The sequence below is a fragment of the Rhizobium sp. ARZ01 genome (assembly GCF_014851675.1).
GTDB lineage: Bacteria > Pseudomonadota > Alphaproteobacteria > Rhizobiales > Rhizobiaceae > Mycoplana.
The window spans coordinates 1,687,745-1,708,103 of the sequence record NZ_JACVAE010000001.1 but is presented as its reverse complement, the minus strand read 5'-3'; the positions used below and the strand labels follow the sequence as shown (position 1 = coordinate 1,708,103).

The window sequence follows — 20,359 nt, the reverse complement described above, 5'->3', positions numbered from 1 at the left end:
CTATCGAGGCCGGTGGGGTACGTCGGCAGCCTTTGTGGCCCGGGTTGCTGTCGTAGCTTATTCAATTCTTCGAGGCGTGTTCAACCGCTGGAAGCGTGACTTCGACGCAAAGTCCCTTGCCTCCCGGGCCATCTTTCAGCACGAGCGTCCCCCCGTGCAGTTCCACGATCTGCGCGACAATGGACAGACCCAGGCCGCTTCCCGGCGTACTTGTTTTGCCACCCCTGAAGAACCGGTCGAGTGCCCGGTTGCGCAATGTCGAAGGTATGCCCGGACCGCTATCCTCGACGCGCAGGACAACGGACTTATCTTGCGCCTCGACGCTGATATTGACTTCGGTCCCCGGAGGTGTGTGGTGAAGGGCGTTGTCGAGGAGATTGCGCACGAGAACCTGCAGCAGTTCGACGTTGCCGATGACACTGGCCTCCTGCATCGACCCCGCCAGTCCGAGGTTCATCGTCCGGCTCCCGCCCTCCTCAACGAGCCGAACGACAACGTCACGCGCCACCGACATGAGATCGACGGATCCGAGCATCGTGGTTGCCTGATCCAATCGTGCCAGAGCCAAAAGCTGCTCAACCACGCGCGCACCACGTTCGGCACCTTCCAGAACGTTGTCGATCGCCCGTCGGCTGTCTTGCATTTCAGTAGCTCGCTTAGCCACCTGCGCATGGGCCTTGATCGCGGCGAGCGGGGTGCGAAGCTCATGTGCGGCGTCGGCGGCAAAGCGGCGATCACGTTCGCTTGACGCGGAAATTCTGTCAAACAGCGCGTTGAGTGCCGAGATCAGCGGCAGAATTTCGGTCGGAACGGTCTTTGGTGGAAGTGGCTCAAGATCAGACGCTGTGCGTCGGGCAACATTTGCCGCAACAGCCTCGAGCGGCGACAGCCCCCAGCGGACCGCTCCCCAGACGAGCACAGTGAGCAGGGGGATTGCGATCCACATCGGGTGAAGGATGTGCGCGGCAACGCGCGCCGCGAAACTGCCACCAAGTTCCTGCCGAACCGCAACTTCGACGTAGCCGTCCTTGCCGTCGGTCGCCCCGAATACCCGCCAGGTTTGCCCATTGCTGACGACGTCGGCATAGCCTTCTTTCCAGTCCGTGACGGGGAACCGATCCCCGATGGCGGAGGGAAGGAGCCTGTCTGGGCCGGAGGTGCGAATGCGATATGAAAGCGGATGCTCCTTGTCGGTCTCGACAAACGTGGTGTTCGAGGACGCCAGATCACCCTTGGAGTGGCGGTCCCGTATCTGCAGGAGCAGCTTCGCCGTCTGCTCCAGATGTGAATCGACCTCCTCGGAGATGAGGTGTTGCGTATCGAGATAGGTGAAATAGGCTGTCGCCAGCCACGCTGCAATCATGCTGCCGCAAAGACCCAAAACCAAACGGCGGCGCAAGGAGTGGTTCATGCGTCCGATTCCGGAATGATATAGCCGACGCCGCGTATGGTCCTGATGGCATCGGGATAGAGCTTGCGGCGGAGATTGTGGATATGAACCTCGATGGCGTTGCTGTCGATTTCCTCGCCCCAGCCGTAGAGCCTGTCTTCAAGCTGACCACGACTTAGTACCCGTCCCGCATTCATCAGAAGGTCTTGCAGGACCGCGAATTCGCGCTGTGACAACACGACGGGTTTTCCATCCAGCGTAACTGCGTGGCCGGCCGGATCGAGCTGAAGTCGGCCATGGTTCAAAATCGGCGTCGTTTTGCCTTTCGACCGTCGCAGCAATGCCCGCAGGCGAGCCAGCAACTCGTCCAGATCGAAAGGCTTCACCAGATAATCGTCGGCGCCAGCATCGAGCCCACCGATCCGGTCCGCGACCGTGTCGCGCGCGGTGAGAAGCAGGATCGGCCTGCTGTCGCGTTCCCTGCGTCGCTTTTGCAGCAGCGTTATCCCGTCCATGCGTGGGAGCCCGATGTCGAGGACGACGGCATCATAGTCCGCAGTCTCCAGCGCCACCTCGGCATCCTCGCCGCTTTTCGCCCAATCCACCGCAAAACCCGACTGAGTGAGGCCGGCAAGAACACCCTTGCCAAGAAGTTCGTCATCCTCGACGAGCAACAGTCGCATGCTACCGAACCCTAATCTCGACCGACCAATGGGAGAAGCCCATTGGTCGGTATTCTTACCGGCGCCGCTTGCCGAAGCACTGTGACAAATCGGAACAGGCGGATCGCCGGCGTTGCGCACTTATTCCAGTGCCTGCCAGTGCGGGTGCTCGAAATGATCGCCGTAGACTTTCAGTGTCTCGACGATCTGAATGGCGCCATTGCGGGCCTCTGCGCCGGAATGGAGTTTGGCGATCCCGTCGAGGAGTTGCGCCAGCACCATATGGAATTGTTCATCGACTTCTGGCGTCAACTTGCAGTTCGCCACCATGAAGTCGATCTGGGTCTCGATATCCTTGGCCATTGTCGCGGACACGTCAGACGACAAGGTATTGTCGTGGATTGCCGTCATTTGCGACGCCATCACATCACGAATGGCGTTCATGCCCTTGATCATGTTGTCGTCGCCCTGCCACTTGGCGCCGTTGTTCAAGGTCAGTTCGACCGCCGTTGCTCCGTGTCCGTCGTGTGTCGTCTGTGAAATTGCCGTACTGGGCAAACCAAAGCCAACCGCCAGCGCGAGAGTTGCGGCGGACAGGTATTTGCGAAATTGCATTGTAGTCTCCTGCATTTTTGCCTGGCCCCTTGATTGGGCGCCATGGAGACCTGCTATCCGCGGTTTCTTATGGCCCACTTAAGGCTACGGAAGCGCGCGTCAAGACGAGATCGCGGGTTGTCATGGGAATGAAAGCAGCGCACGGGGCTGATGCTGGTCTGCGGTTGAGCGGCTTTCCGTGCGGGCAGGGGGCCGGCCGCCAGATGAAGTCTGGGAATGGGACACTATCGCGTTGGCACTCTGTTGGACGTGCCAGGTCCAAAGCGCCCGCGACCCAAATGGGAAATGAGCCGCGGACGTTATCATTCGCACGCAGGCGATCACTCGGGATAGGATGCCTCGACGACGGCAAGTGCCGCCATGTTGACCACGCCGCGCGACGTCACCGACGGCGAGAGAATGTGAGCCGGCAACGCGGCACCCAGCAGAATGGGGCCGACATGAAGGCCGTCCGACATGGTCTTCAACACACCGAGTGTGATGTTGGCCGCATCGAGATTTGGGAACACCAGGAGGTTCGCCTCGCCGGTCAGCGTGCTGCTCGGCATGACGCGCTGGCGCAGCATCTCGGAGATCGCGGAGTCACCGTGCATCTCGCCATCGGCCTCAAGTTCGGGTGCCATTTCGCGCACCAGCGCAATTGCCTTGCGCATCTTGAAGGCGCTCACGGAGTCACGCGAGCCGAAGTTGGAATGCGAGACCAATGCCGCGCGCGGCGTGATGCCGAACCGCCGGATTTCCCTGGCTGCCATCACCGTCATCTGGGCGACTTCCTCGGCCGTGGGCTCGAAGGTGACGTAGGTGTCGGTGAAGAACGTCGCGCCGCGCTGCGATATCAGCAGGCTGAGGGCGGAAAAGTCGGTTACACCCTCGCGCAGACCGATGATTTGCCGAACGTCGCGCAGATGCTTGGCATAGCGCCCTTCGACACCGCAAATCAGGGCATGCGCCTCGCCGCGCCGGACGGCCAATGCTCCGATGACGGTTTGGTTCGTACGGACGATCGTGCGGGCCGCTTCGGGAATCACGCCCAGCCGGCCGACCAGCTTGAAATAGTCGTCGACATAGTCGCGATAGCGCGGATCGTCTTCCGGGTTGACCACTTCGAAGTCTACGGAAGGACGGATGCGCAGTCCGTAACGCTTCAGGCGGGCCTCGATGATCTGCGGTCGTCCGATCAGGATCGGCTGTGCGATGTTTTCTTCCAGAAGCACCTGCGCGGCGCGCAGCACGCGCTCGTCTTCACCGTCCGAGAAGATCACGCGCTTCTTCTCTGCCTTCTTTGCCGCGGCGAAGATCGGTTTCATGATGAAACCGGAGCGCCAGACGAAGCGGTTGAGCTGATCGAGATAGGCGTCGAAATCGGCGATCGGCCGGGTGGCGACGCCGCTTTCGGCTGCGGCGCGGGCAACGGCCGGTGCAATGCGCAGGATCAGGCGTTGATCGAAGGGCGAGGGGATCAGGTAGTTCGGGCCGAAGACGGGTGTGTCGCCGGAATAGGCGCGTGCGGCCACGTCGGAGACTTCCTCGCGGGCGAGTGCGGCGATGGCTCGCACCGCCGCCATCTTCATCTCCTCGTTGATCGTACGGGCGCCGCAGTCAAGCGCGCCGCGGAAGATGTAGGGGAAGCAGAGGACGTTGTTGACCTGGTTGGGGAAATCCGAACGGCCGGTGCAGATCATCGCATCGGGGCGCGCGGCACGGGCTTCTTCCGGCATGATCTCCGGCGTCGGGTTGGCCAGTGCCAGGATCAGCGGCTTGTCGGCCATGCGTGTCAGCAACTCCGGCTTCAGGACGCCAGCAGCCGAAAGGCCGAGGAACACGTCGGCGCCGTCGATCGTCTGGGCCAGTTCGCGCTTGTCGGTCTCCTGGGCGTAGACGGACTTCCACTGGTCCATAAGTGCCTCGCGTCCCTTGTAGACGAGGCCTTCGATGTCGTGGACCCATATGTTTTCGCGCTTGGCACCGAGGGTGACGAGGAGATTGAGGCAGGCGAGTGCCGCCGCACCCGCGCCCGACGCGATGATTTTCGCCTTGGCGATGTCTTTGCCCGCGAGTTCGAGGCCGTTCAGGATCGCAGCCGCGACGATGATTGCCGTGCCGTGCTGGTCGTCGTGGAAGACGGGGATGTCCATCTTCTCGCGCAACTGGCGCTCGACCTCGAAGCACTCCGGCGCCTTGATGTCCTCGAGATTGATGCCGCCGAAGGTCGGCTCTAGCGCGGAGATGACGTTGACCATCTCGTCGACGCTTGCCGCGTCGATCTCGATGTCGAACACGTCGACGCCGGCGAATTTCTTGAACAGGACCGCCTTGCCCTCCATCACGGGCTTGGAGGCCAGGGGCCCGATATTGCCGAGGCCGAGCACGGCGGTGCCGTTCGAGATGACCGCAACGAGGTTGGAGCGGGCGGTGTAGTCCGCAGCGGTTTCCGGATTGTCACGGATCGCAAGGCAGGGGGCTGCAACGCCCGGCGAATATGCAAGCGCCAGGTCGCGCTGGTTGCCGAGCGGCTTGGTCGGCTGGATCTCGAGCTTGCCGGGCCGGGGGTGACGATGGAAGAAGAGGGCCTGTTGGTCGATGTCACCGCTCGTAGGCGTGGGTTTCCCTTTCGGCTTGTCAGCAGTGGTCATGTTCTTCCTGTCCGATTCCATACGTTCTTCCGACCTTCCTTCTGGCACGGATGGGGCGTGCAGTGAAGGTTGGCCTATGCCATAAAGCCCCAATTGCCATGACTTGCAACCACCAACCCAGCCTTTGTGTGACGGCCAGCAACGTGCCTTCAATAGACCTGCGGGCGAAAGTGACCAGCGGTTGTGGTGGATCACTGCTGGTCGTATGAAAAAGTAACCAGCGAGGGAGAGTCGGGTGAACGCAGAAGCAAACAAATCCATCGTCCAGGACTATGTCGCCGCGTTCAACGCATTCGATATGGAAAGGCTTGCGGAACTTTTTGCCCCCGATGCAAAAATCTACGGCGTGCTGGGCTTCGGGGCGCTTGCAGAGGTTGCGCCGATCTGGCGTGAGTTGCACGAGGGTATGAACATGCGGCTCGAAGCGCTTGATATCGCGGTCGACGGCAGCAATGTCGTGGGGCGCTTTCGCGAAACCGGCCGCTTCACCGGCACCTTCCGGGGGCTCGCCGGTCATGAACCGACCGGGCGACCCTACGAGATCATGGCGATGGAATGGTTCGTCGTGGAGAATGGCCGCATATCCTGCCGCTGGGGCGCGCGGGACAGCGCCGCCATCTCCCGACAGTGCATAGGGTAGCAGAACCTTCCGATTGCGCATCCCTTGGCGGGGTGGCGGTCGTCGCCGGAAACGCTGTCATCCTGTTGAAACAAGAGTCTGGTTTCAACTTGCCGGAAGGCGTTCGTTCGCCGCGGAACAGAGCCGGAGTGCACAGGATGACAGCCAGCGATTCAGCACCGAATGTTCGTCGCGTTCGCACCCTGTTTCTGTCAGACGTGCATCTGGGATCCAGGGCCGCGAAAGCGGATTTCTTGCTCGATTTTCTTCGATGCCACGAAGCGGAAACGATCATACTCGTCGGGGATATTGTCGACGGCTGGCGGCTGAAACGCAGCTGGTACTGGCCGCAGAGCTGCAACGACGTTGTCCAGAAGCTTCTACGCAAGGCGCGTAAAGGGACCCGGATCGTTTACATTCCCGGCAATCACGACGAATTCCTGCGCGACTTCCCCGGAATACATTTCGGTGGCATCGAAGTTGCCACGCAGATGATCCACGAGGCTGCCGATGGGAAGCGCTACCTGGTGCTGCATGGTGACGAATTCGACGTGGTCGTTCGCAACGCCCGCCTGCTCGCCTATCTCGGTGATTGGGCCTATGACGCGGCAATCGGCATCAACATCGTACTTGCCGCCGCGCGCCGGCGTCTTGGCATGCCCTACTGGTCCTTTTCGGCTTGGGCGAAGCTGAGGGTCAAGCACGCCGTCAACTTCATCGGCGCTTTCCAGCGGGTCGTCACCGAGGAGGCGCGCCGGAACCACGCGGACGGTGTGATCTGCGGTCATATCCACCACGCGGTGGTCGAGGATCTGGACGGGATACGCTATATCAATACCGGCGATTGGGTGGAGAGCTGCACCGCCGTCGTCGAACATTTCGACGGCAGCATGGAACTGGTTGCATGGCAGCCGCGGGAGATCCGGCCGGCCACAGCTTCGCCGGTCTCCGAAGGATTTAGGACATCTGTCGGGCAGGAACCAGTATCAGAGGCGGCCTAGCGGCCCACTGTTCTTGGCAGACAAGATCAGCGTGCTAGCAGAAATCACGGATTGGCGTACGTGCCTCACCGTGATAGTCCTGCGTAACCTCAATTCTGGTTTCCAAACATGCATGCGCCTCACGGCTTGGTTGCGACCGCTGGTCCACCACGCCACTTTGTCCTGCGAATCGCGATCGTTTTTTGTGCGCCAATGCTGGTGAACGGCATAGCGCTGCCGTTCTTTCCGGTCTGGCTTAGTACGCTGTCGATGACAGATTGGGAGATCGGCCTGGTGCTGGCCGTGCCGATGGTTATACGTGTCTTCACTGCGCCGATCGCCGGTGTGATCGCCGATCGAATCGGCGATCGGGCAAGCGTGCTGGTGTGGTCGGGGACAATGTCGCTCGCAACAGCGGTGGCCCTTCTCTTTACGGAAAGCTTCTGGCCGGTTCTGGTCCTCTATACGCTCCAGGGGATCGTCTATGCGCCCTATCTGCCGATCACCGATGCGATCGCGCTCAGCGGCGTGCGGCGATGGAACTTCGACTACAGCCGCATGCGTTTTTGGGGCTCGCTCGCCTTCATCGTGTCGACCATGATCGGCGGCTGGCTTTCCGGCATCTTCGGTGGCGCGATGGTGTTGCCGGCCATGACGGTCGGTTTCGTCACGACGGTCTTCACTGCATTCATCGCGCCGCGCATCGGCAAGCCACGACGGCCGTCGCCGATTTCGGCGCTGGTCGTCGCCCCGACCGGTTCGTCCGGCCAGATGGACGTACAGCTGATGATGATCGGCGCCGCATTGGTGAATGGCAGCCACGGCATGTTCTATGCCTTTATCGCGATCCTATGGGGCGCAGCCGGCTACTCTGGTACGGAGATCGGCCTGTTGTTCAGTGTCGGCGTTGCGGCCGAGATTGTCTTCTTCATCCTGTCTGCGCGCCTCAACCGCACCTTCAGCCTCTGGACAATGATCGTCTTCGGCAGCGCGGTCGCCATATTCCGATGGGTCGCCTTCCCGCATGATCTGGGATTTGCAGGTTACTTCGCCCTGCAATGCCTGCACGCCTTCACTTTTGCCAGCATCCATGTCGGCGTGCAGGGGAGGATCATCGAGCGTGTGGCCGAGGAAAAGGAGGCCTCCACGCAGGGGCTGTACTTCTTCTACAACGGCATCTTCATGGCCCTGACCACGTTTCTGTCCGGCTATCTTTTCGCCTGGTACGGCATCGACGGATTCTATGCGATGTCCGTCGTTGCCGCCCTCGGACTGGCGCTCGTGCTGCTGGCGCGCAGCCGTCAGCCCCAGAGATTGGCCTCTGGTGGAAACACCAGAGAGTCTTCGTAACGAAGTCCTGGCGCGCGATCACGCGCCAGAAGCAGCGGGCCGTCGAGGTCGACGAAGTCCGCACCTTGTGCCAGGAGTACGGCCGGGGCCATCGCCAGTGACGAGCCGACCATGCAGCCCACCATGACCTTCAAGCCGAGGCGGTCCGCCTGCGAGCGAAGGTCTAGCGCTTCCGTCATGCCGCCCGCCTTGTCCAGCTTGATGTTGATGGCGTCATAGCGATCGGTCAGTGCCGCGAGATCAGCCGCCAGATGTACGCTCTCGTCTGCGCAGACGGGCACGATGCGCTCCAAATGCGCCAGTGCCTGATCCCGTCCCGCCGGAAGCGGTTGCTCGATCAGCGAGACACCGGCTTCGGCACAGATGGCGAGGTGATAAGCCAGCGTCTCGCCGCTCCACCCCTCGTTCGCGTCGAGAATGATGCGGGACTCTGGCGCTGCGGCGCGCACGGCACGAATGCGCGTTGCATCGTCCGCGGTTCCGACCTTTACCTTCAACAGTGCCCGATCCGAATGGCGAGCGGTCTGTGCGGCCATCGCCTCCGGTTCGCCGAGCGAGATCGTGTAGGCGGTCGTAAGTGGGGCCGACGGTACTGCGTTGATCGTGGACCATACCGGCGTGCCGGAGGCTTTGGCTTCGAGATCCCACAGCGCGCAATCGACTGCGTTGCGAGCAGCACCGGCCCGCATGATTTGGCGAAGGTCTTCGCGCGAGGCTCCCGCTTCGATTGCCGAAGTTGCATCCGATATTTCAGCCAGCACGCTTTCGATCGATTCGCCGTAACGCGCGTAGGGAACACATTCGCCCCAGCCCGAGTATTCGCCTGCGGTGATTCGGCAAGTCACGACGACCGCTTCGGTCTTGGTGCCACGCGAAATCGTGAAACCGCCGGCGATCGGAAAGGTCTCGGTGGATGAGGCAAGGTGTCGGCGCATATCTTCTTCGGCTCCGTTCGATGTTTTCAGGCACAGCGATGCCCTCAGCACGGCTTCTTTCGGTGACAGATCAAGGCGGAGCCGATATGAGTCGCAATCAACGGTTCCTATCACTTTTCACCTGCATCGTCCGGGAAGAAGAAAGAGCATTGAATTCGTCGTCCATTCCATCTCCCGAAATCGAGATCGCCGGCCGCCCGGACGGGCATGGTGAAATCTGGCGCCTTTCCGGAGCATGGCGTGCGCAAACTGCCGTGGCCGCCAAGCGCAAGCTGGATGATCTGAACGGTCACAAGGAGCCGCTTCAGATCGATCTCCGCGCGATTGAGGGGATGGATACCGCCGGCGCGTGGCTGATCCGTCAGGCAATGACAGAGCGGCAACAGGCGGGGGCAGAGGTCAGCGTTGTTGATCCCAATGGCCGTTTTCTGGACCTGATCCAGGCCTTACCCGCGCAATTGCGCGAGCCTGCGATTGAAGACGATCGGCCGACGAGCCCGTTCGTACGTTTCTTGACGCCGATCGGCAGGCACGTTGTCGAGATTTGGGGCGACGTGGTCGCGGCGATGTACATCCTCGGCTCGGCGGTTCGTGGGGCGCAGCTCAAGCTCGGCCGTCACAGTGGCGTTTCGCCAGCGGCAATCGTCAACCAGATCGATCATATGGGCGTGAAGGCCGTTCCGATCATCACGCTGATGTCCTTCCTTATCGGTGCAATCATCGCCCAGCAGGGGGCATTCCAACTGCGCTATTTCGGAGCGGAAGTGTTCGTGGTCGATCTCGTGGGAATCCTGCAGTTGCGCGAGATCGGCGTACTTCTGACGGCGATCATGATCGCCGGCCGCTCGGGTAGTGCGATCACGGCCGAAATCGGCTCCATGAAGATGCGCGAGGAGATCGATGCGCTGAAGGTCATGGGCCTTTCGCCGATCGGTGTCCTCGTTTTTCCGCGGCTGGTGGCGCTGACGGTCGCATTGCCGCTTCTGACGATCATCGCCAATTTCGCCGCGCTGTTCGGGGCGGCGGTCGTGGCCAACACCTATTCCGGCATAACCTACGACACGTTCCTGTCACGCCTGAGGGAAGCCGTCGATTTGTCGACGGTCGTTTCGGGCATGATCAAGGCCCCCTTCATGGCGCTCGTGATCGGCATCGTTGCCTCAGTCGAGGGGCTGAAGGTGGGTGGGAGTGCCGAGTCGCTCGGATTGCGCGTCACGACATCCGTGGTGAAATCGATCTTCGTCGTGATTCTCATGGATGGGCTCTTCGCCATGTTCTATGCGGCGATCGACTTCTGATGGACGGGGTTCGCGTGAGCGCTCGAGTTGGAAACGAAAAAGAGGTGGTACTCTCGGTCAAGGATTTGACCGTGGGGTTCGGCGACCGTGTCGTTCTCGATAAATTGAACCTGGACATCTACCGCGGTGAAATCCTCGGCTTCGTCGGCGCATCGGGGTCGGGAAAATCGGTGCTCATGCGCACGGTTCTGCGCCTACTTCCGCGCCGAGCCGGCACTATTCGCATCCTCGGCGCCGATTTCGACCGGACGAGCGAGGCGGAGCGCATGGCGCTCGATATGCGTCTCGGCGTGCTTTTCCAGCATGGCGCGCTCTTCTCCTCGCTGACGGTGCGTGAGAACATTCAGGTGCCGATGCGGGAATATCTCGACCTGCCGCAAGCCATGATGGACGAGTTGGCTCTGCTGAAGGTCGAGCTGGTCGGACTTGCGCCGGAGGCGGCGGACAAGTTCCCCTCGGAGCTGTCCGGCGGCATGATCAAGCGTGCGGCGTTGGCGCGCGCGCTCGCGCTCGATCCGGACCTGGTGTTCCTTGACGAGCCGACGTCCGGTCTTGATCCGATCGGCGCGGCCGAATTCGACGAACTGATTGCCAAGTTGCGGGACACGCTGGGACTGACGGTCTATATGGTGACGCACGACCTAGACAGTCTCTTTTCCGTCTGCGACCGGATTGCGGTTCTCGGGCAGAAGAGGGTTCTGGTCGAAGGCACGATCGACGACATGCTTGCCTGCGACGACGCCTGGGTGCAGGCCTATTTCCAGGGAAAGCGAGCGCGATCGATCGTCAGAACCTGAGCGCATCTGGTGCCGCTGGACGCAGCGTGTCGGGTGGAGTTGAATTGAAGTGGGCGTGAGGCGATTCCCGAACAATTGAAGGCGCCGATGGCGCAATTTGTGGGTAGACTGAGAAAGACATGGAAACAAAGGCCAACTACGCGATCGTCGGCTTCTTCACCTTGCTGGTGATCGCGGCCGCCTTCGGTTTCGTCTACTGGATGTCGCAGTACGGTCGCAGCGGCGAGATGGCTCCGCTCGCCATCCGCATCCCGGGCTCGGCGAACGGTCTCAGTGTCGGCTCGCCGGTACGCTTCAACGGCATCCCGGTCGGAACCGTGCGCAACCTCGCGATCGATTCTGACGATCCGCGCTACTCCATTGCCTTGACAGAGGTTTCCACCGAAGCGCCCGTGAAGCAGTCGACCTCGGCCGTGCTCGAAGTGCAGGGTCTCACGGGCGCTGCCTACATCGAGCTCTCCGGCGGCAGGGCGGAGGACAAGAATATCCTTAAGCTTGCGCTCGAAACCGACGGAACGGCCGTGCTCGTTGCCGAGCAATCGAGTGTCACCAACCTGCTCGCGACCGCCGACAAGATCCTCAAACGTGCGGATGATGCCATCTCCGACATCCAGGGCTTCGTTGCCGATGCGCGCGGGCCGCTCACTTCGACCATTCGCAATGCCGAAAAGTTCTCTGACGCCTTGACGCGAAACTCGGATAACATCGACAAGTTCCTGCAAAGCGTCGGCGGGCTTTCCGACACGTTCAGTGGTCTTTCCGGCCGTCTCGATTCGACGATGGCCGCTCTCGACGGTCTGATCAAGGCGGTTGACGCCAAGAAGATCGACCATGTGGTTTCGAACGTGGACAAGGTGACGTCGGACCTGGCTGCTGCGTCCGGTGACGTGAAAGGCACGATCGAGAGCTTCAAGCGGACGGCGGAAACCTTTGACAGCGTCGGCAAGAATGCGACCGCGACGCTCGACAAGGTCGACAAGCTCATTGCAGCCGTCGATAGCGAGAAGGTCAAACTCACGATCAACGATATCAATGCGGCGAGCTCCGATGCGCGTGAGGCGATCGCCTCCATCAAAGGCGTTGCCGACAAGCTTGGCGCGCGCAAGGACGATATCGACCAGACCATCACCGATGTCCGGCAGATGGCGAGCAAGCTAAACGCTGCCTCAAGCCGTGTCGATGGCGTACTCGCGAAACTCGACGGATTCCTCGGCGAGGGGGATTCTGAATCGCTGTTTGCCGACGCAAAGGCGACGCTGCAATCCTTCAAGCAGGCGGCCGATTCGCTCAACGCCCGCATTGGTCCAATCGCTGACAACCTGCAGCGCTTCTCCGGCGGTGGGCTGAGGGATGTCGAGGCGCTCGTCGGCGAGACGCGGCAGGCGGTCCAGAGCCTTCAGAGCACCATTTCCAGCTTCGACAAGAATCCGAGCCGGCTTTTGTTCGGCGGGGAGACGGTGAAGACGTACGACGGTCGGGCTCGCCGCTAGCGCCTACACTGTGGCCGCAATTCCACAATCCTCGAAGCGAATGGCTTTCCTTCGCCTTCTGCTTTCCGCCGGCGGTGACAGTGCGTCGGGCCGCTGCTACAGATTGCATGTAAGAGAGATTCGCACAGCATGACGGTGTCGGGGATGACGCAGGGAAAAGGATGGGGGTTGAGGGCTGCGGTTCTGGCAGTCTCTGCAGCCATTCTTGCTTCGTGCGGCGGCGCCAAGGCTGTCAATGACACGTTCAACCTGACCTCCGTACCAGCCGTCGAAGGACCATCCGCACGCAACCGGCAGATTCTCGTGACGGAACCGTCCGCCCTGAAAGCGCTGGGTAGCGATCAGGTTGTGGTCCGGCCGACGACGTCGGAAGTCCAGTATCTCGCCAAGGCGCAGTGGAGCGACAGTCTTCCGAAACTCGTGCAGGCCAAGCTGATCCAGGCTTTTGAAACGAGCGGCGCGCTTGGCGGCGTCGGAAAGCCGGGCGAGGGGCTCGCGATCGACTATCAGGTCGTGACCACGCTGCGCACCTTTGAGGTTCGCACAAGTGGCCCGGCAACCGCGGTGGTGGAGATCTTTGCCAAGATCGTCAATGACCGCAACGGTACAGTGAGGGCGCAGCACCTCTTCCGCGCAACCGCGCCGGTATCTGGCTCCGGCGGCCCGGCCTTTGTGGCCGGGCTCGATGCGGCGTTCGCCAGGGTCACGGCGGACATCGTCGGCTGGACGCTGAAATCGATCTGAGGTCGCCGCCGTTCCAGTCACGGTTGTTCCTGCTTCTTCGTTTCGGTGGCTCTGTCGGGATGCAATGTCGCACTGTTCCGCAGCCGGTTCGGTAGAGGAACGAGCACCGCTTGAGCCGAATCTTGATAACCGTCGCCGGGTCGCCGACGGTGCTTTCGCAAAGTGCCCGCACCATTCCCGGCGAGGCGTTGACGCTGTAGAGTTGCCGAACCTGCCCGACCATCAACCCGGAGGCTCCGTATGGCCGAGGTCCTGCTGTTCCATCATGCCCAGGGGCTGACCCCGGGAGTGCGCGCCTTCGCCGACGACTTGCGGGCCGCCGGTCACATCGTGCACACGCCGGACCTGTTCGACGGCCGCACGTTCCAGAGCATCGACGAGGGGCTCGCCTACATCGGTGAGATCGGTTTCGATGTCATGCGGGACGGTGGTGTCCGCATCGCCGACGAACTGCCTCCCGAGTTAGTCTATGCCGGGTTCTCGTTCGGCGTACTGCCGGCGCAGAAGCTGGCACAGACACGGCCCGGAGCCCGCGCAGCGTTGCTTTTCCACTCTTGCCTGCCGATCAGCGGCGAGTGGGCCTTCGGACCCTGGCCGGACGGCGTCGCGGTCCAGATACACGGAATGGACAACGATCCGATCTTCGTCGGCGAGGGCGACATCGAAGCCGCCCGCGAGATCGTGGAGAAGGTCGAGAACGCCGAGTTGTTCCTCTACCCCGGCGATCGGCACTACTTCGCCGACCGATCGCTCCCGTCCTATGATGCGGTTGCCGCCGCGCTCCTCACCAGCCGCGTGATTGCGTTCCTGGATCGCGTTTAATCCGTGCCGGCGTATTGCGCATGGCCCAGCTCGAAGGTGGTCTGGCTACCGCGCCCCGGTCCACGCGATCTGCTTTAAGCGTTTCTTCCGAATCCGCGCGAGGTCGAAAGCGCCGCAGCATCACTTCCATTCGGCTAATCCCGTAACGCCTCGAAAGTCGGCAGGCCGGTGGTGCGGCCGCGATTACGGGTGATGCCGGTCGGCCGCAAATCGAAACGGCCGCTTACGCGGCCGTCTTGCATTCTCGTTTTCCTAAACGCTTCAGTTGAAGCGGCCGGCCGCGTGGGCAAGCATGGTATAGACCTTACCGGTGTCGGACGTCAGGTAGGACTGGGTCAGCACCTTGTCGCGGTCGTTGCGCGCGACGTCGGCGAGCAGCTTCTCGAAGTCGCCGATATAGCGGTCAACGGCGGTGCGGAACTCCTGTTCGCGATCGTACTTGCGCTTGATCTCGTCGAAGGTCTGCTGGCCCTTCAGCGTGTAGAGACGACGGGTGAAGACGTCGCGCTCGCCGCGCTGGTAGCGGCGCCACAAATCGACAGAAGCATCGTGATCGATCGCACGGGCGATATCCACTGACAGCGAGTTCAGCGACTCGACCACGTGGTGCGGGTTGCGGGCTTCGGCAGTGCGTTGCGGCTGGTTCTCCGTCCGCTGCGGCTGGCCGAACTGCTGCTCCTCACGGGAAGCGCCCCGCAGCAGATCGCGCATCCAGCCACCACCTTCGGCCTGGCGGCTCGGTTCTGCGACCTGGGTCGCCTGGATAGCCTGCGGAACCTCGCGGTTCGCCGGCGTCGCCGCACGCTCGATGCCGAGGCTGCCGCGCAGGGCCGGGGTCGTCTCTTCCTGGCGCGGCGGGGCAGGCTGGGAGACCTGCTGGATAGCCTGTGCGACCGTCTGGGCGGCGGTTGGACGGTAGTCGACCGGTCGCGAGACTTCGAGGCTGTGGGCAGACTTGCCGATGATGTCGGACAGGTCCTGCAGGGCCTTGATCTGCTCGGAAACGGCGCGGCGCATGCTGGCCGCACTTTCCTTGGCTTCTTCCGGCAGGTCGAACGCACCGCGCTTCAGTTCCGTCCGGGTCTGGTCGAGTTCGCGGCGGATCTCGGAGGCGGCACGACGGATTTCGTCGGTCGCGCCCGAGAACTTGCCAAGCGCATCCTCGACAACTTGGCGCAGCGTTTCGCCCATCTGCTGGGTAGCAGCATCGGATTTCTGGCCGGTTTCGGCGACGAGGCGATCGACGTCGGAAAGTGTAGCGCCGACGCTGCCGCGCAGCCGGTTGGCGACGTCGCGGGCGCGCTCCTCGGCATTGGCGAATGCGCCTTCGACAGCACGGCCGGCATCTTCGCTGGCCTTGGCGAGTGCGTCACGCAGGGAGGCCGAAGCGGCCTGTGCACGCTCCTCGGTCTCGCCCAACAACTGACCGACATCGGCGAAGGATGACTGGATGCCGCTGCGAAGGTTCGCTGCAACCTGGCCGGAGCGCTGTTCAGCGCGGGTGAAGGCACCTTCGACCATGCCCTCGAGCGAGCGCATGGTATTCTCGATATCCTCCGAACGCTGCACCAGGCCGACGGCGAGCGAACGCAGGGCGTCCTGGCGTTCCTCGAGCGTACTGACCAGGTTGGACTGCGCCGCGCCCAGAAGGTCGGAAGCCTGCGAAAGCAGCTTCGAGTGATCCTCGAACCGGCCGACGATGCCACCGATCTGGGACAGCGTACCACTCGAGATATCCGAAAGCCGGTCGATCTTGCCTTCGAGCAGACGGGACGTCGTGGAGACCATGTCGGCAGAGGCCGAGAAGCGTTCGCTCGAGGTGGCCAGTTGCTCGTCCACCTTCGAAAGGTTCGTGGTCGCCTCGTTGACGAGTTCCGCAATCGCGCTGTTGCTGCCCGAGAGGCGGTCGATCAGGCTGAGGACGCTGCTCTGGAGATTGCTCTCGACCTGGTTGAGCGCCTGTGCTGCTTCCTGCGTCCGGCTGGCGATGGCGCCGAGCGTGTCGTTGGTGCGTGCAGAGATCGCCTCCAGCAGGGCAGAGTTCTCGGAACGCAGGCGTTCGGCGTTTTCCTGGGCCGCGGCGGTGATGCGGTCCGCAGCTTCGCGCCCGGTTGCGGCATACTGTTCGATGATCGGCTTCGCCTGCTCGTCGATCAGTCGCGACAATTCTGCTGAGCGCCCTGCGAGCATGGAATTCAGTTCACGCGTGCGTTCATCGAGCGTCGAACGGATCGAGGAACCCCGTGCCTCCAGTGCCTTGTCGATGTCTGAAAGGCCTGTTTGGATCGACTGGCTGTGCCCCTCGAGACGGCCCTCGACCTCGGCAAAGCGATTGGCCGCGGCGCTTGTTGTCTCCTCGACAGAACGGGTAAATTCTTCGCCGGTCTTGGCGATCGCCTCGGCGGCGCGCTGGGCTTCGGCGCCCATGTCCTGAGCGGCGCGGGACACTGCTCCCCGCAGGCTGCTGCTGAGGTTTGCAAAATCCTCGCCGGTCTTGGCAAGCGACTGGGCCGAGCGAACGGCTTCCGCGTCCATCTCCTGCGCCGCCTGCGAGACCGCGCCGCGGAGCGTTTGTGCCAGGCCTGCGGCCTTGCCGTCAATCGTTCGGTTGACGTTTTCCAGGCCGATCGTGAGCGCCTTGTCCATGGTGGCGAGGCGTTCTTCGATCCGCCCGGTCCGCTCGTCTATCGTGCCGGCAATGCGGTTCGCCGCCTCGTCGGTGACACGGTCGATTTCGGAAGCACGACCGGCCAGCGTGTTGGAAATGCGCTGAGCAACATTTTCGCTCGCATCCTCGAGGGTGCCCATGCTGGTGGTGACAGCCAAGCCGATCGCATCCGACGAAGCGCTGGCAGCGCGTTCGAGGTGATCGATGCTGCTGGAGACTGCAATGTTGATGTTTTCAGATGCATCCGCGGCAACGCGTTCGAGGTCGCCGAGACGGTCCGAAAGTGCTTCTGCGATGCGGTTTCCTGTGGAGTCGACAAGGCTTGAGAGTTGCTCGACGCCGTGCTGGATACGGTTTTCGAGAGCGCCCAGGTTGCCTTCGATCCGGCTGCCGGTGCCATCGAGGCGCGTCGCAACATTGCCGAGGGTGACGTCCATGCGGTTGCCGAACGTCTCGGCGGCCTGGGCGATCTCGTCGGAACTGGTGCTGAGGCGATCGGCCACCGCGCCGGCGCTGTCGCGCAGCCGCTTGTCGAGGGTCGCAGCACTGCCATCGATGGCCTGGCGCAAGCTCTCCTCGTGCTGTTCGAGGGTCATCTCCAGCATGCTGGCGCTGGTGGCGATGGACGTCCCGATTGACGTGGCCTGGTCGGAAAGGGTTTCCGACAATTGTTGCTGACCTTCGGTGATGGCAACATTGATCGCGTTGATACGGTCGTCCAACGTCGAGCGAATCTGGTCGTGGGTCGAGACCAGAGAGCTTGCCAGTGCGGTCGCGCGCTCAGACAGCGTTCCGGCGATCTCGGCAGCGCGACCAGAGAAGGCGTCGGCGAACTCGGCCACCTGCCCGGAGAGAACTCCGCCGATCTGTTCTGTGCCTTCGGAGAGCACCGTCTCGACGCGATTTGCAGCCTGATGGATCGCAGCCTTCATGGCGTCCGTGTTGTTGCCGAGGGTCGTGGTAAGTGCGTCGGTACGCTTCGAGATGACGCCGTCGATCTCCTGTGCAGCGCCGGAAAGTGCGGTCTCGATCCGGTTTGCGGCAGAACCCACCGTCGCTTCCAGTGCGCCGCCAGTTTCGTTCAGCATCGAAGACAGGGACGCTGTGCGCTCGGAAAGCGCATTGTCGATGCGATTGTGGCTTGCTGCGATCGAGGAGGTTATCTCGTCAGCGCTGCTGGCAAGGGTTTCTTCCAGGCGCGTCTGCGCCATGTCGAGAACGGTGACGAAGCCGAGGGTGCGGGACTCCATGGCATTGGTCAGGCGCTCTTCGCTGGCCGACATGGCACCGACAAGGTGCTCTGCATGGACCCCGACGCCGCGCTCCAGTCGCTCCTGGGCCTGGGAAAGGCCGCCGAGCAGGGTTTCGGAGCGCTCGTTGAGAGCGGATTGCATCCTGTCGTGCGTCTCGCCGAGGGTCGACTGCATCTTGTCGTGCGCAACCTTCATCACGCTGCGCATCTTGTCATGGGCGCCGTCCACAGAGGCCCGGATCGCTTCAGCGTGGCCGCTGACGGCGCTTTCGAAGACTTCCTGGCCGGTGCCAATTGCGGTGGTGAGCGCAAAGGACTGGTCGGTCAGCGTCGTGGCAATCCGATCGATGCTGCTGCTCAGGACGCCCTCGATCGCGTCGTTGCCGCCGCTCAGGGTCTCGTTGAGGCGGCCAAGGCTTTCCATCAGCTTCGTGTCGAGCGAGCCGGCCCGCTGGTCGAAGGCATCGGCAAAGTCTGCGAGGCGCTGGTCGAACGCGCCGGCGACGTGGCCGATGGTCGCCTGCATCTTTTCGTCGAAGAAGCCGGAGCGCAGATCGAGATCCATGATCGTATCGTCAGCAGCGTTCTTCAGGCTCTGGCGGAACTGGGCACCCTTTTCGTCCAGCGTCGCGTTCATCGTCTGGATCACGTCGTCGAGACCGGTGGCGACGGCCTGCTGGCCAATCGTCAGGCTCTCATTGATCTCGCGGGTGCGGGCGATCAGCGTTTCGTTGAGCTGGCGCGCGCGCTCGTTCAATGCGGCATTCAGCTTCTCGGTATTCGCATCAAGCGAGGAGGCGCGAGTCTCAAACTGCTTTAGCAGCGCGTGGCCCTGCCGTTCCATGGCAGCGGAAAGACCCTCCAGCCGGCTGTCGAATTCGTTGGCGAGCGCAAAACCCGAAGAGTTCAGCGTCGAGAGCAGGGAGTCCGTGCGTGCGGCGAGCATCGATCCGATCGTCTGCGTCGCGCTGTCGGATTTTTCCATCAGCATCGCGGCGCGCGTGTCGATCATCGAGGCGAAGGCTTCTCCTGATGTGGCCATGCGGGTTGCGATGTTGTCACTCACAGACTCCAGATCTTGACGCAATTGTTCGTTGGCGCTGGAAATCGTGGTGCGGATGCGCTCGGAGTGATTGACGATCGCTTCGCGCTCCGAGCCGAGTTCCTGGACCAGCGTGCGCACGCGGATTTCGTTGTCGGCATAGCTGCGCTCAAGGGCGTTCACCTCGGAGTGGACAAGCGTTTCCAGTTCGGTGGCGCGCGCGATGGTGCGCTCGATGCCCTCGTTCATCGCGGAGACTTCGCGCCGCACGGCCTGGCCGACCGACATGATGCGCTCGGCGGCGACTGTTTCAGGCTCTGAAAGGCGAAGGGCGACTTCCGCCATCGATCGGGCGGCGTTGCGCAGTTCCTGGGCACGCGAGAGCATCGTCGCAAAGGCGAAGAACAGCATGATCGGCATGACGATGGCGACGAGCATGCCGATGGCGCCGGGGAGGGCGATGAGATCGGCTACAGAGCGGATCTCCCAGATCTTCGGCGCATAGAGCAAATTGGCGATGCCGAGGCCGCCGATGACCCACAACGCGGAAATGACAGCCGCCATGCGGACCGCGGAACGGCTGGAGCGCATGTCGATCGACCGCAGGATCGCGGCAGGGGTCTTGCGTGAGGCGTCATTTGCCGGCGTGAAAGCCGGGCTCTTCGGCGCCGGTTCCGCAGGCGCGCTCCTGCGTTCGTATCTCTCCGCCTTTTCCGGCTGCGTTCCGGCGCGCGGGGCGGCCTTGGCTTCGGACTCGTTGGCGAGGGCGTCCTTCGTCGCATTTGCTGGAGTCGCCGGTGCGAGATCGTCGAAGTCGATCTTCAGCGCTTCTTCCAGAGCCTGGAAAGCGGTGTCGTCGATCGACTCGTTGGTTTTCTTCGTCGCCATGCGAATACGCCTCGTTACATTGTACGGAAGCGATCCCGGTTCCTGCCGCCTGCACAGTATCCGTATCGTCTTTCCGATCGTGGCGGGTGCGAACGCAGACCTTGTTTCATCGTCTGCGAAAGCGGCTCGCCACTTCCTACTCCAAACGCGCTGGATAGTTCGAAATCCGCAAGG

The 20,359-nt window shown here is 62.2% G+C and carries 13 protein-coding genes and 1 pseudogene; 8 read left to right on the top strand and 6 right to left on the bottom strand.

What is annotated here, in order from left to right; genetic code table 11:
- Window positions 1–61: 61 nt before the first annotated feature.
- From IB238_RS08180 to IB238_RS08165, 4 genes are all read right to left on the bottom strand, one after another.
- The gene (locus IB238_RS08180) at window positions 62–1,411 is read right to left on the bottom strand and encodes an ATP-binding protein (RefSeq protein ID WP_192245166.1); all 1,350 of its coding nucleotides are present in this window, start codon (window positions 1,409–1,411) and stop codon (window positions 62–64) included.
- Window positions 1,408–2,073: a response regulator gene (locus IB238_RS08175; RefSeq protein WP_192245164.1), complete on the bottom strand. Its 666-nt coding sequence runs from the start codon at window positions 2,071–2,073 to the stop codon at window positions 1,408–1,410. The genes IB238_RS08180 and IB238_RS08175 overlap by 4 nt, the downstream gene beginning before the upstream one ends.
- Before the next feature lie 120 nt (window positions 2,074–2,193).
- Entirely contained in the window at window positions 2,194–2,667 is a 474-nt protein-coding gene (locus IB238_RS08170) for a hypothetical protein (RefSeq protein WP_192245163.1), read from the bottom strand.
- A 320-nt stretch (window positions 2,668–2,987) separates the two neighbouring features.
- Entirely contained in the window at window positions 2,988–5,300 is a 2,313-nt protein-coding gene (locus tag IB238_RS08165; protein ID WP_192245161.1) for an NADP-dependent malic enzyme, read from the bottom strand.
- 235 nt (window positions 5,301–5,535) lie between these two features.
- Here IB238_RS08165 and IB238_RS08160 point away from each other — a divergent pair, with 235 nt between their 5' ends.
- From IB238_RS08160 to IB238_RS08150, 3 genes are all read left to right on the top strand, one after another.
- On the top strand, window positions 5,536–5,940 hold the full coding sequence (locus tag IB238_RS08160) for a nuclear transport factor 2 family protein (protein ID WP_192245159.1): 405 nt from the start codon (window positions 5,536–5,538) through the stop codon (window positions 5,938–5,940).
- 137 nt (window positions 5,941–6,077) lie between these two features.
- Window positions 6,078–6,920, top strand: coding sequence for a UDP-2,3-diacylglucosamine diphosphatase (locus tag IB238_RS08155; RefSeq protein WP_192245157.1), 843 nt, complete (start codon window positions 6,078–6,080; stop codon window positions 6,918–6,920).
- Window positions 6,921–7,028: 108 nt separating this feature from the next.
- Entirely contained in the window at window positions 7,029–8,249 is a 1,221-nt protein-coding gene (locus IB238_RS08150) for an MFS transporter (RefSeq protein ID WP_192245155.1), read from the top strand.
- Here IB238_RS08150 and dgcA read toward each other — a convergent pair.
- Complete coding sequence (gene dgcA, locus IB238_RS08145; protein WP_192245153.1) at window positions 8,201–9,184, bottom strand: N-acetyl-D-Glu racemase DgcA; 984 nt, start codon at window positions 9,182–9,184, stop codon at window positions 8,201–8,203. The two genes, IB238_RS08150 and dgcA, sit on opposite strands and share 49 nt — an antisense overlap.
- Before the next feature lie 86 nt (window positions 9,185–9,270).
- On the opposite strand from dgcA, the gene IB238_RS08140 reads away from it, so the two are divergent.
- The 5 genes and pseudogenes from IB238_RS08140 to IB238_RS08120 all read left to right on the top strand — a co-directional run.
- On the top strand, window positions 9,271–10,482 hold the full coding sequence (locus IB238_RS08140; protein WP_192245151.1) for an MlaE family lipid ABC transporter permease subunit: 1,212 nt from the start codon (window positions 9,271–9,273) through the stop codon (window positions 10,480–10,482).
- Window positions 10,483–10,496: 14 nt separating this feature from the next.
- Window positions 10,497–11,279, top strand: coding sequence for an ABC transporter ATP-binding protein (locus tag IB238_RS08135; protein WP_348648210.1), 783 nt, complete (start codon window positions 10,497–10,499; stop codon window positions 11,277–11,279).
- Between the two features lie 119 nt (window positions 11,280–11,398).
- Window positions 11,399–12,769, top strand: coding sequence for an MlaD family protein (locus tag IB238_RS08130; protein ID WP_192245145.1), 1,371 nt, complete (start codon window positions 11,399–11,401; stop codon window positions 12,767–12,769).
- 144 nt (window positions 12,770–12,913) lie between these two features.
- Window positions 12,914–13,513, top strand: a complete 600-nt coding sequence (locus tag IB238_RS08125) for an ABC-type transport auxiliary lipoprotein family protein (protein ID WP_246723502.1) — start codon at window positions 12,914–12,916, stop codon at window positions 13,511–13,513.
- 231 nt (window positions 13,514–13,744) lie between these two features.
- A pseudogene (locus tag IB238_RS08120) lies at window positions 13,745–14,335 on the top strand (dienelactone hydrolase family protein); the annotation flags it as partial.
- 261 nt (window positions 14,336–14,596) lie between these two features.
- On the opposite strand, the gene IB238_RS08115 reads toward IB238_RS08120, so the two are convergent.
- Window positions 14,597–20,185: a kinesin gene (locus tag IB238_RS08115; RefSeq protein WP_192245139.1), complete on the bottom strand. Its 5,589-nt coding sequence runs from the start codon at window positions 20,183–20,185 to the stop codon at window positions 14,597–14,599.
- Window positions 20,186–20,359 lie beyond the last annotated feature (174 nt).

What these genes read in the sequence shown, in the direction of transcription:
- IB238_RS08180 (WP_192245166.1), bottom strand. Translation starts at nt 1,411, where the DNA reads ATGAACCACTCCTTGCGCCGCCGTTTGGTTTTGGGTCTTTGCGGCAGC.
- IB238_RS08175 (WP_192245164.1), bottom strand. Translation starts at nt 2,073, where the DNA reads ATGCGACTGTTGCTCGTCGAGGATGACGAACTTCTTGGCAAGGGTGTT.
- IB238_RS08155 (WP_192245157.1), top strand. Translation starts at nt 6,078, where the DNA reads ATGACAGCCAGCGATTCAGCACCGAATGTTCGTCGCGTTCGCACCCTG.
- IB238_RS08165 (WP_192245161.1), bottom strand. Translation starts at nt 5,300, where the DNA reads ATGACCACTGCTGACAAGCCGAAAGGGAAACCCACGCCTACGAGCGGT.
- IB238_RS08170 (WP_192245163.1), bottom strand. Translation starts at nt 2,667, where the DNA reads ATGCAATTTCGCAAATACCTGTCCGCCGCAACTCTCGCGCTGGCGGTT.
- IB238_RS08150 (WP_192245155.1), top strand. Translation starts at nt 7,029, where the DNA reads ATGCATGCGCCTCACGGCTTGGTTGCGACCGCTGGTCCACCACGCCAC.
- IB238_RS08125 (WP_246723502.1), top strand. Translation starts at nt 12,914, where the DNA reads ATGACGCAGGGAAAAGGATGGGGGTTGAGGGCTGCGGTTCTGGCAGTC.
- IB238_RS08115 (WP_192245139.1), bottom strand. Translation starts at nt 20,185, where the DNA reads ATGGCGACGAAGAAAACCAACGAGTCGATCGACGACACCGCTTTCCAG.
- IB238_RS08140 (WP_192245151.1), top strand. Translation starts at nt 9,271, where the DNA reads ATGAGTCGCAATCAACGGTTCCTATCACTTTTCACCTGCATCGTCCGG.
- IB238_RS08130 (WP_192245145.1), top strand. Translation starts at nt 11,399, where the DNA reads ATGGAAACAAAGGCCAACTACGCGATCGTCGGCTTCTTCACCTTGCTG.
- dgcA (WP_192245153.1), bottom strand. Translation starts at nt 9,184, where the DNA reads ATGCGCCGACACCTTGCCTCATCCACCGAGACCTTTCCGATCGCCGGC.